This is a genomic window from Enterobacter sp. CGMCC 5087 (genome assembly GCF_003144775.1).
In the GTDB taxonomy this organism is placed as follows: Bacteria; Pseudomonadota; Gammaproteobacteria; order Enterobacterales; family Enterobacteriaceae; genus Enterobacter; species Enterobacter cloacae_M.
Genome location: NZ_QFXN01000096.1, coordinates 1 through 11,496 on the forward strand (window position 1 = coordinate 1; position 11,496 = coordinate 11,496).

The window sequence follows — 11,496 nt, forward strand, 5'->3', positions numbered from 1 at the left end:
TCTTTTTTCGCGTTACCTTATCGGCGTTGCGGGGCGCATTATGCGTATAGACCCTTGCAGCGTCAACACCTTTTTCAACGAAAATAGCCGGAATGTGACTGTTTGGTTAGGTTGCGAACAGCGTGACCGAATATTCGGCAATTATTGGTTATTAATCAGATTTAGGCGGTGAAATGTGAGGAAAAAAAATCAGGCCCCTGAGGGGCCTGATTGCGATCTGAGTGATTACTTGTAGGCTGACTGGTGAACGCCTACCGCGCGTCCTGATGGATCGTTCATGGATTTGAAAGATTCATCCCATTCAATCGCTTTGGCAGAAGAGCAGGCGACGGACGGGCCACCCGGTACGCACTCCGCGGCGCTCGGTACCGGGAACAGCTCTTCAAAAATTTCACGGTACAGATAGGCTTCTTTCGAGCCCGGCGTGTTGTACGGGAAGCGGAAGCTTGCGGTTTCCAGCTGTTGGTCAGAAACCTGTTTCGCCGCGACCTCTTTCAGGGTGTCGATCCAGCTATAGCCTACGCCATCAGAGAACTGCTCTTTCTGACGCCATGCCACGCTCGCCGGCAGGTAGGATTCAAAACATTCGCGCAGGATATGTTTTTCCATTTTGCCGTTGCCGCACATCTTGTCCTGCGGGTTGATGCGCATCGCGACGTCGAGGAATTTCTTATCGAGGAACGGCACGCGCGCTTCCACGCCCCAGGCCGACATCGCTTTGTTGGCACGCGCACAGTCGAACATGTGCAGCGCCTGCAGCTTGCGCACGGTCTCTTCGTGCAGCTCTTTGGCGTTCGGCGCCTTGTGGAAGTACAGGTAGCCGCCAAACACTTCGTCAGACCCTTCACCGGAGAGCACCATCTTGATGCCCATCGCTTTGATCTTACGCGACATCAGGTACATCGGCGTTGAGGCGCGGATGGTGGTCACGTCATAGGTTTCAATGTGATAGATCACATCGCGGATCGCATCCAGACCTTCCTGCACGGTGAAGTGAATCTCATGGTGCACGGTGCCGAGGTGGTTCGCCACTTCCTGCGCGGCTTTCAGGTCAGGTGCGCCTTCCAGGCCAACGGCAAAAGAGTGCAGCTGTGGCCACCAGGCTTCTGAGCGCTCCTGATCTTCCACGCGACGGGCCGCGAATTTCTTGGTGATCGCGGAGATCACGGAGGAGTCCAGACCGCCGGAGAGCAGCACGCCGTACGGCACGTCGGACATCAGGTGGCTTTTCACGGAATCTTCCAGGGCCTGACGCAGCTCGGCTTTGTCCGTGACGTTGTCTTTTACCGCGTCGAAATCGAACCAGTCACGCTGATAATACTGACGGATCTCGCCGTCTTTGCTCCACAGATAGCTGCCCGCCGGGAACTCTTTAATGGTGCGGCAGACCGGCACCAGGGCTTTCATTTCAGAGGCGACGTAGAAGTTGCCGTGCTCATCGTGGCCCATGTACAGCGGGATAATGCCGATATGGTCACGGCCAATGAGGTAAGCGTCTTTTTCGCTGTCGTACAGGGCGAAGGCAAACATGCCCTGCAGGTCGTCCAGGAACTCGGGCCCTTTCTCCTGATACAGCGCCAGGATCACTTCACAGTCAGAACCGGTCTGGAACGCGTAGCGGTCGCCGTATTCGGCGCGCAGCGCCTGGTGGTTGTAGATTTCACCGTTGACAGCCAGCGCGTGCGTTTTTTTCTCGTTATACAGCGGCTGTGCACCGGCGTTGACGTCAACAATAGACAGACGTTCGTGAGCCAGAATCGCTTTGTCACTGGCGTAAACGCCTGACCAGTCCGGGCCGCGATGGCGCATCAGGCGGGACAGTTCGAGTGCCTTTTTACGCAGTTCGCCCGCGTCAGTTTTAATATCCAGTACGCCAAAAATTGAACACATAACCTTCTCCGTTAACCCTGTTGCTTTGTAATGTTGCTTGCTTATGAAAATGCCGCAAAGGGGCAGGGCGCGCAAGCGTTTTACGGGTGAAAACGGAAATAGTGCAATAGTGATTGCGGAATAGTGAAAAAAGAGTACGTCATGAATTCTTTTATTGATGATTATGCAATGAAACGTGTTTTTTGTTAGATGGCGTTCTATTTATGTAGGCTATAAATGAAAAACCACGCCCTGTGGCGTGGTTCGGTATCAGATGATGTCGATTTCATCGACGGAGGGGTAAATCCAGCTTGGCCGGAACGGCATCGAATCAATGTCATCAAGTTGAGAGACGCCGGAGAGGACCAGAATCGTCTCCAGACCCGCCTGGAATCCGGCCAGAATATCGGTGCGCAGGTTGTCGCCGACAATAACGGTCTCTTCAGAGTGGGCCTGCATCTTGTTGAGCGCGGCACGAATGATCCACGGGCTCGGTTTACCGACCACAAAGGGCTGACGACCTGAGATTTTTTCGATACCTGCGCACAGCGCGCCGCAGGCCGGATAAAAACCACGGCCGTGCGTATCCGGGTTGGTAGCGATAAAGCGCGCGCCGCTGGCGACAAAGTATGCAGCCTTATGCATCATCTCCCAGTTAAAAGAGCGCGTTTCGCCGACAATCACAAAGTCCGGGTTCACGTCAGTGATGGTAAAGCCAGCTTTGTACAGCTCGTGTATCAGCGCACCTTCACCCACCACGTAGGCTTTTTTCCCTTCCTGACGCTTAAGAAAATCCGCCGTGGCCATTGCCGAGGTATAAAACACGCTGTCCGGAACATTGACGCCCGCCGTGGCAAAGCGGTTAGCCAGATCCTGACCGGTTTGGGAAGGGTAGTTCGTGAGCAGAACCAGAGGCATTCCTTTGTCGATGATGCGGTGTAGAAACTCCGCAGCACCCGGCACGGCAACGTTGTCGTGCATCAGCACGCCGTCGATATCACAAATTACATTCTTAATGGTCATGGACAGTCCGACATCAAAAAAAGAAGGCGTTACTATAAGGTCCGATCAACTTTCCAGCAAATGCTGCAGCAGAATTCCGTTGAGCATGGCGCGTTTGACCAGCGCGAACGCGCCGATCGCCGAGCGATGGTCAAGCTTTGAACGAACCACCGGGAGGTTCTGGCGGAATGCTTTCAGCGCCTGGGTGTTAATACAGCCTTCAATGGCGGGGAGCAGCACCTTTTCCGCTTCCACAATTTCACCGGCGATCACCACTTTTTGTGGGTTAAACAGGTTAATGGCGATGGCGATGGTTTTCCCCAGGTGGCGTCCTACCTGCTCAATCACTTCGCAGGCCAGCGCGTCACCCTTATTGGCGGCTTTGCAGATGTTGCCAATTTTGCAATCGTCCAGCGTGACGCGACTTTGGTAACCCTGTTCAAGGAGATGGCGAACGCGCTGCTCGATGGCCGTGTTGGCGGCAATGGTCTCAAGACAGCCGAAGTTGCCGCAGTGGCAGCGCTCCCCGAGGGGCTCAACCTGAATGTGGCCAATCTCGCCGACGTTACCGTTGCGACCAATAAAAATACGGCCGTTAGAGATAATACCGGCGCCCGTTCCGCGGTGAACGCGCACCAGAATAGAGTCTTCGCAGTCCTGGCTCGCACCAAAGTAGTGCTCTGCCAGCGCCAGCGAGCGAATGTCGTGGCCCACAAAGCAGGTCACTTTAAAACGCTTTTCCAGCGCGTCGACCAGCCCCCAGTTTTCAACCTGAATGTGCGGCATATAGCGGATCACGCCGCTTTCCGGGTCGACCAGGCCGGGCAGAATCACGGAGATGGCGATGAGTTCGCGGATCTTGCGCTGACAGCTTTCAATAAACTGCGCGATGGTATTCAGCAGCGCATGCTCCAGCGTCTCCTGGGTGCGCTCCGGAAGAGGGTAGTGCTCTTCCGCAATGGCTTTACTGCTCAGATCGTACAGTGTGAGTGTGGTGTCATGACGGCCCAGACGGACGCCAATGGCCTGAAAATTGCGGGTTTCGGTAATAATGGAGATGGCGCGGCGGCCCCCGGTGGAGGCCTGCTGATCGACTTCTTTGATCAGACCGCGCTCAATGAGCTGGCGGGTAATTTTTGTCACGCTGGCGGGAGCAAGCTGGCTTTGTTCGGCTATCTGAATTCGCGAGATTGGTCCGTGCTGGTCAATCAGGCGGTATACCGCCGCACTGTTAAGTTGTTTAACGAGATCGACATTACCGATTTGAGCTTGTCCGCCAGGTGTCATACTTTTACTTACTCAGTGACGACCTCGTTACCATTAACGATGGTCTTAATAATTTTATAATCGTGTGTGAATGCCGTCAGGTTTGCAACCATACCTGGTGCAATTCCGCCAAGCTGTTTATCCACGCCCATTGCGCGAGCCGGATAAAGGGTTGCCATACGCAGGACTTCATCAAGCGCAATCCCGCAATGTTCAACCAGGTTACGCACCCCTTCAATCATGGTCAAAGAGGAACCGCTCAGCGTACCGTTTTCATCCACACACAGTCCATTGCGGTAGTATATTGTTTTACCAGCAAAAATGAACTGCTCAATATTTGCACCTGCCGGTGCGGTGGCATCCGTCACCAGACAAAGCTTGTCACCTTTCAGCCGCTTAGCGTTGCGGATGTTGGTGTAATCGACGTGTAAGCCGTCAGCAATAATGCCGCAGTAGACGTCTGGCTCATCCAGAATCGCCCCGACCAGACCCGGTTCACGGCCTGTGATATACGGCATGGCGTTGTAAAGGTGCGTTGCGAAGGTAATGCCCGCGCGGAAACCGGCTTTCGCTTCTTTCAGCGTCGCGTTTGAGTGACCTGCTGAAACGATAATCCCGGCACCAGCCAGTTTGCTGATGACATCCGTACCCGTCATTTCAGGCGCCAGCGTCACTTTGACGATCACATCGGCGTTCGCACACATGTAGTCAACCAGCTCCGCATCAGGTTTACGCACGTAATTCGGGTTATGCGTTCCTTTCTTGACCATATTCAGCCATGGCCCTTCAAGGTGCAGACCCAGCGCCTGATTAGGATGTTTGGCCAGGTATTCGCGCATCACGCGGATACCCTGCTTCATGAGGTCATCACTGCTGGTGATGAGCGTTGGCAGATAGCTGGTGCAGCCCGATTTCTCGTTGGCTTTCTGCATGATCTCCAGCGTTTCGACCGTCACCGCATCCGCGGTGTCATTGAATTGCACACCGCCGCAGCCGTTGAGCTGTACGTCGATGAAACCGGGGGAGATTACTGCTCCATTGAGTGAGCGCTGTTCAATCTCCGGCGGCAGTTCTGCCAGCGGACAAACACGTTCAATCAGGCCATCAGCGATAACAATCGCATGGTCATCCAGAATTTCATGGCCGGTATAAATCCGACCGTGGGTTAAAGCGTACATAACGACCCCCGGTTAAAAAAAGCGGCCGCCTCTTGATGAAGAGGCGGTTATTCAATTACAGACCTTTGATGTTCTCAGCTTCTAACTCGTTGAAGTATTTCAGCGTTTTAACCTTCAGCTCCATCGTGGACGGTTCGTCGCAGACGATGACTGATTTCGGATGCAGCTGCAGGCAGCTGATGGTCCACATATGGTTTACGTTGCCTTCAACGGCAGCCTGGAGCGCTTGCGCTTTCACACCGCCCAGCACCAGAATCATCACTTCTTCGGCATCCAGCAGGGTGCCTACGCCTACGGTCAGGGCGTATTTTGGAACCTGGTTAACATCACCGTCAAAGAAGCGGGAGTTTGCCACGCGCGTGTCATGGGTCAGCGTTTTAATACGTGTGCGGGAAGCCAGAGATGACGCCGGTTCGTTAAACGCAATATGACCATCATTGCCTACGCCACCCATGAACAGGTGGATCTTACCGTAAGAACGGATTTTTTCTTCATACTGACGGCATTCTGCGTCAATATCAGGCGCGTTTCCATTCAGCAGGTTAATATTTTCAGATGGAATATCAACGTGATCAAAGAAATTGCGGTGCATAAAGCTATGGTAGCTTTCCGGGTGGTCTTTCGGTAAGCCAACGTATTCATCCATATTGAAGGTCACAACATGTTTGAAGCTAACCTGGCCTGCTTTATGCATCTCAACCAGTGCCTTATAGGCGGTCAGCGGCGTGCCGCCTGTCGGAAGTCCAAGAACGAAAGGACGATCGGCGGTCGGTTTAAAGGCGTTAATACGGTTAACGATATGGCGAGCGGCCCATTTACCGACTTGTTCAGCAGTTGCCAGGGGAATCAGTCTCATTGTTCACCTCAAGAGTTAAAGTAGAAGAGTGGGCGGATGGCTATCGGAACCTGATACTTAAGCGTAACCTGGAAACTTTCAGGCCGGATCAATCCGTCTTGATTTTTTGAATGATAAAATAAGTTTTCGCTGTTAGCCAGTATAAGGGAGGGTGAATAACGATATTTGGTGACAAAAATCACAAAAAGTATGCGTTTAATTTGCGATACGAATTAATTTTTCACACACTCACAATGCCAGTGAAGCATCAACTGTATCTATAGTTCGTGACACAATAAAAAACAGAGCTGAGAACATGCCTTAAACGGGGTCTCATAGGGGGAAGAAAGTGAGTATTCTAGGTTATTTACAAAAGGTTGGCCGCGCGCTTATGGTGCCGGTCGCCACGCTGCCTGCCGCAGCCATCCTGATGGGTGTCGGCTACTGGATTGACCCCAACGGCTGGGGTAATACCAGCGCGCTGGCGGCGTTCTTTATCAAGTCAGGTTCCGCCATTATCGACAACATGTCCGTGTTGTTCGCGATTGGTGTGGCTTACGGTATGTCCAAAGACAAAGACGGTGCCGCTGCGCTGACCGGTTTTGTCGGTTTCCTCGTGTTAACCACCCTCTGCTCGCCTGCAGCGGTGGCCATGATCCAAAAAATTCCGGCGGACCAGGTTCCGGCGGCGTTCGGTAAGATCAGCAACCAGTTTGTCGGTATCCTTGTGGGTATCATCTCCGCCGAACTGTATAACCGCTTCAGCAGCGTAGAGCTGCCAAAAGCGCTCTCCTTCTTTAGCGGTCGCCGCCTGGTTCCTATCCTGACCTCGTTTGTGATGATCGTTGTTGCGTTCATCATGATGTACGTCTGGCCGATGATCTTCGACGGTCTGGTGAACTTCGGTGAGCACATCCAGAAACTGGGTTCTGTCGGTGCGGGCGTGTACGCGTTCTTCAACCGTCTGCTGATCCCGGTCGGTCTGCACCACGCGTTGAACTCCGTATTCTGGTTCGACGTTGCCGGTATTAACGATATCCCTAACTTCCTGGGTGGCGCACAGTCCATCGAAGCAGGTAAAGCGGTTGTCGGTATCACCGGTCGTTACCAGGCGGGCTTCTTCCCGATCATGATGTTTGGTCTGCCGGGTGCTGCGCTGGCTATCTACCACTGCGCGCGTCCAGAGAACAAAGCGAAAGTGCTGGGTATCATGATGGCGGGTGCGTTCGCGGCCTTCTTCACCGGTATCACCGAGCCGCTGGAGTTCTCCTTCATGTTCGTGGCGCCGGTTCTGTATGTGATCCACGCCGTGCTGACCGGTATCTCCGTGTTCATCGCTGCCAGCATGCACTGGATTGCCGGTTTCGGTTTCAGCGCCGGTCTGGTGGATATGGTGCTGTCGTCCCGTAACCCGCTGGCGACCCACTGGTGGATGCTGATCCCGCAAGGTCTTGTGTTCTTCGCGATCTACTACATGGTGTTCCGTTTCACTATCACCAAATTCAACCTGATGACCCCGGGTCGTGAACTGGCCGTGGCCGGTAGCGAAGCGGATGGTCAGGATGTGAACGTGAGCGGTGCTCAGGATCAGGACGTTTCAGGCCTGGCGCGTCAGTACATCGCCGCAGTCGGCGGTTCTGATAACCTGACCGGTATCGACGCCTGTATCACTCGTCTGCGTCTGAACGTCAAAGACTCTTCCCTGGTGAACGAAGCGCTGGCTAAACGTCTGGGTGCTTCCGGCGTTATCCGCCTGAACAAAACCAGCGTGCAGATTATCGTTGGCTTCGTGGCAGAGAAAATTGCTAACGCCATGAAAACCACTGGTCCGGTAGCTGCAGCAGACGCTTCTGCCGCACCTGCCGCCGCGCCAGCGGCTGCAAAACCGCAGGCGGTACCGAACGCTAAAACGGTAGCCGCGCTGGTTTCACCTGTAACCGGTGAAGTCGTTGCGATTGAGCAGGTGCCTGACGAAGCCTTCGCCAGCAAAGCGGTTGGTGACGGTGTGGCGGTGAAACCAACGGAAAAAACCGTTGTGTCTCCGGCGGCCGGTACCATCGTGAAAATCTTCAACACCAACCACGCGTTCTGCCTCGAAACCGAAAATGGCGCGGAGATCGTTGTCCATATGGGTATCGATACCGTTGCGCTGAACGGTCAGGGCTTTACTCGCCTGGTGGAAGAGGGCGCTGAAGTGGTGGCCGGGCAGCCGATTCTGGAAATGGATCTGGACTTCCTGAACGCCAACGCGCGCTCCATGATAAGCCCGGTCGTTTGCAGCAACGTCGATGACTTCAGTGGCCTGGTTATTCAGGCGAAAGGTCAGGTTGTTGCGGGGCAAACGCCGCTGTATGAGATTAAAGGCAAGTAATCGCTCCTGAGTAGAGTCATGCCTTAAGCGGCGGGGGATATCCTCCGCCGCTTTTTTTTGCAGCAAATGCCCCCATTATTTTCTTCAGAGACGTTTTAAGGGTTGTCACTACGTCCGGCTTATAAGATCATATGCCGTTATACGTTGTTTACGCTTTGAGGAATCCACGATGAGTGAGGCAGAAGCCCGCCCGAGTAACTTTATTCGTCAGATCATCGATGAAGATCTGGCCAGTGGTAAGCACACCACAGTTCATACCCGTTTCCCGCCGGAGCCGAACGGCTACCTGCATATCGGGCATGCGAAGTCCATCTGCCTGAACTTTGGCATTGCGCAAGACTACCAGGGACAGTGCAACCTGCGTTTCGATGACACCAACCCAGTAAAAGAAGACATCGAATACGTTGAGTCCATCAAGAATGACGTGCAATGGCTGGGCTTCAACTGGTCTGGCGATATCTGCTACTCCTCTGACTATTTTGATCAGCTGTACGCCTACGCGGTTGAACTGATCAACAAGGGTCTGGCGTATGTTGACGAACTGTCTGCTGATGAAATCCGTGAATATCGCGGTACGCTGACCGCCCCGGGCAAAAACAGCCCGTTCCGCGATCGCAGCGTGGAAGAGAACCTGGCGCTGTTTGAAAAAATGCGTGCCGGCGGCTTCGAAGAAGGCAAAGCGTGCCTGCGTGCCAAAATCGACATGGCGTCTCCGTTCATCGTGATGCGCGATCCGGTGCTGTACCGCATCAAGTTTGCGGAACACCACCAGACCGGCAACAAGTGGTGCATCTATCCGATGTACGACTTTACCCACTGCATCAGCGATGCGCTGGAAGGCATTACGCACTCCCTGTGTACGCTGGAGTTCCAGGACAACCGTCGTCTGTACGACTGGGTTCTGGATAACATCACCATTCCTGTGCATCCACGCCAGTACGAGTTCTCTCGTCTGAATCTGGAATACACCGTGATGTCCAAGCGTAAGCTGAACCTGCTGGTGACCGACAAGCACGTTGAAGGCTGGGATGACCCACGTATGCCAACCATCTCGGGTCTGCGTCGTCGTGGTTACACTGCCGCCTCTATTCGTGAGTTCTGCAAACGCATCGGCGTGACCAAGCAGGACAACACCATCGAGATGGCCTCCCTGGAATCCTGCATTCGCGAAGATCTCAACGAAAACGCCCCGCGCGCGATGGCGGTTATCGATCCGGTTAAGCTGGTTATCGAAAACTATCCGCAGGGTGAAAGCGAGCTGGTCTCCATGCCTAACCATCCGAACAAACCGGAAATGGGTAGCCGTGACGTGCCGTTCAGCGGTGACATCTGGATTGACCGCGCTGACTTCCGCGAAGAAGCCAACAAGCAGTACAAGCGTCTGGTGCTGGGTAAAGAAGTGCGTCTGCGTAACGCCTACGTCATCAAAGCCGAGCGCGTAGAGAAAGATGCGGAAGGTAATATCACCACCATCTTCTGTTCATATGACGCTGAAACGCTGAGCAAAGATCCTGCTGACGGCCGTAAAGTGAAAGGCGTGATTCACTGGGTGAGCGCTTCCCACGCGCTGCCGGTAGAAATCCGTCTGTACGACCGTCTGTTCAGCGTGCCTAACCCAGGTGCTGCGGAAGATTTCCTGGCGACCATCAACCCGGAATCTCTGGTGATCAAGCAGGGTTATGCGGAGCCTTCTCTGAAAGCCGCTGAAGCGGGCAAAGCGTTCCAGTTTGAACGTGAAGGCTACTTCTGCCTGGACAGCCGTTACAGCACGGCGGAAAAACCGGTATTCAACCGTACCGTAGGTCTGCGTGATACCTGGACGAAGATCGGCGAATAATATTGCTGGTCTGGTCAATGAGAGACAAACGCCGCACCATGCGGCGTTTTTTTATTTAACGATCAGGGTATTAAGACAGGGCCTAAAGAGGCGTGATAAAAATATCAGGTCAATGAGGTGCTACTTATTTTTTTAAAAAAAGTTTGTGTCATTACGAAAAACAAAAAGGTGATAAAAAAGGAAAGAGGTCTCACGTCTAGCTACTGAAATACCTGATAATTCCGTGCCATTCCTCGCCTCCCCGCAAATGTTACAAAGCACTACCAATTATGTGCACTTCGTCATAATCCTGACTTTTGCCCGCTAAAAAGCATTGATAATTCGCGTCGCGAAAAATAACCTAAAGACGGTAGTTAATTCGAGGGTATTTAAAACTACCCCTGACCATTTGGTCTTTTTTATTTACGCCGCTTCAGGCGTTTTAATTCGTCAAAGAGGAATAATCTATGCGTACGTTCAGTGGCAAACGTAGTGCGCTGGCGCTGGCTATTGCCGGTGTGACAGCCATGTCGGGCCTGGTGGTGACACCAGAGGCGAAAGCGGCGGGCTTCATCGACGATTCTACCCTCACGGGCGGTATTTATTACTGGCAGCGTGAACGTGACCGTAAAGACGTCACCGAAGACAAATACAAAACCAACCTTTCTCACTCCACCTGGAACGCCAACCTGGACTTCCAGTCAGGCTATGCCGCGGATATGTTCGGTCTGGATATTGCTGCGTTTACCGCGATTGAAATGGCGGAAAACGGTGACAGCGCCCACCCGAACGAAATTGCCTTCTCCTCCAGCAACAAAGCCTATAAAGAAGACTGGTCCGGGGATAAGAGCGGTATCAGCCTTTATAAAGCCGCTGCAAAATTTAAATACGGTCCGGTTTGGGCGCGCGGCGGTTATATTCAGCCAACCGGTCAGACTCTGTTAGCGCCGCACTGGAGCTTTATGCCGGGTACCTATCAGGGGGCGGAAGCCGGGGCGAATTTTGACTACGGTGACGCGGGGGCGTTGAGCTTCTCCTATATGTGGACCAACGAGTACAAAGCGCCGTGGCACATCGAAATGGACAAGTTGCATATTCGCACGGTGATCGATCGCCAGTTCGCACCGTAGTCGATCATGATTTCGCATCGTGTTCGATC

7 protein-coding genes and 1 pseudogene are annotated in these 11,496 nt (G+C 53.4%); 3 read left to right on the top strand and 5 right to left on the bottom strand.

Annotated elements, in window-relative coordinates:
- Window positions 1–225 precede the first annotated feature (225 nt).
- The 5 genes from asnB to nagB all read right to left on the bottom strand — a co-directional run bounded on the left by asnB (window position 226) and on the right by nagB (window position 6,171).
- On the bottom strand, window positions 226–1,890 hold the full coding sequence (gene asnB / locus DEO48_RS09380) for an asparagine synthase B (protein ID WP_014069343.1): 1,665 nt from the start codon (window positions 1,888–1,890) through the stop codon (window positions 226–228).
- Window positions 1,891–2,139: 249 nt separating this feature from the next.
- Window positions 2,140–2,892, bottom strand: coding sequence for a ribonucleotide monophosphatase NagD (nagD, locus tag DEO48_RS09385; RefSeq protein WP_029740145.1), 753 nt, complete (start codon window positions 2,890–2,892; stop codon window positions 2,140–2,142).
- Between the two features lie 45 nt (window positions 2,893–2,937).
- On the bottom strand, window positions 2,938–4,158 hold the full coding sequence (locus DEO48_RS09390) for an N-acetylglucosamine repressor (RefSeq protein ID WP_045356601.1): 1,221 nt from the start codon (window positions 4,156–4,158) through the stop codon (window positions 2,938–2,940).
- A gap of 8 nt (window positions 4,159–4,166) precedes the next feature.
- Window positions 4,167–5,315 carry an N-acetylglucosamine-6-phosphate deacetylase gene (gene nagA, locus DEO48_RS09395; RefSeq protein WP_109844992.1) on the bottom strand — a complete coding sequence of 383 codons (1,149 nt, stop codon included), beginning with the start codon at window positions 5,313–5,315 and terminating at the stop codon, window positions 4,167–4,169.
- A 55-nt stretch (window positions 5,316–5,370) separates the two neighbouring features.
- A complete protein-coding gene (nagB, locus tag DEO48_RS09400; protein ID WP_023310765.1) occupies window positions 5,371–6,171 on the bottom strand; it encodes a glucosamine-6-phosphate deaminase in 801 nt (266 codons plus the stop codon).
- 328 nt (window positions 6,172–6,499) lie between these two features.
- On the opposite strand from nagB, the gene nagE reads away from it, so the two are divergent.
- The 3 genes and pseudogenes from nagE to chiP all read left to right on the top strand — a co-directional run.
- The gene (gene nagE / locus DEO48_RS09405) at window positions 6,500–8,521 is read left to right on the top strand and encodes an N-acetylglucosamine-specific PTS transporter subunit IIBC (protein WP_109844993.1); all 2,022 of its coding nucleotides are present in this window, start codon (window positions 6,500–6,502) and stop codon (window positions 8,519–8,521) included.
- A 169-nt stretch (window positions 8,522–8,690) separates the two neighbouring features.
- Entirely contained in the window at window positions 8,691–10,358 is a 1,668-nt protein-coding gene (gene glnS, locus DEO48_RS09410; RefSeq protein ID WP_029740147.1) for a glutamine--tRNA ligase, read from the top strand.
- 446 nt (window positions 10,359–10,804) lie between these two features.
- A pseudogene (chiP, locus tag DEO48_RS09415) lies at window positions 10,805–11,431 on the top strand (chitoporin); the annotation flags it as partial.
- Between the last annotated feature and the right edge of the window lie 65 nt (window positions 11,432–11,496).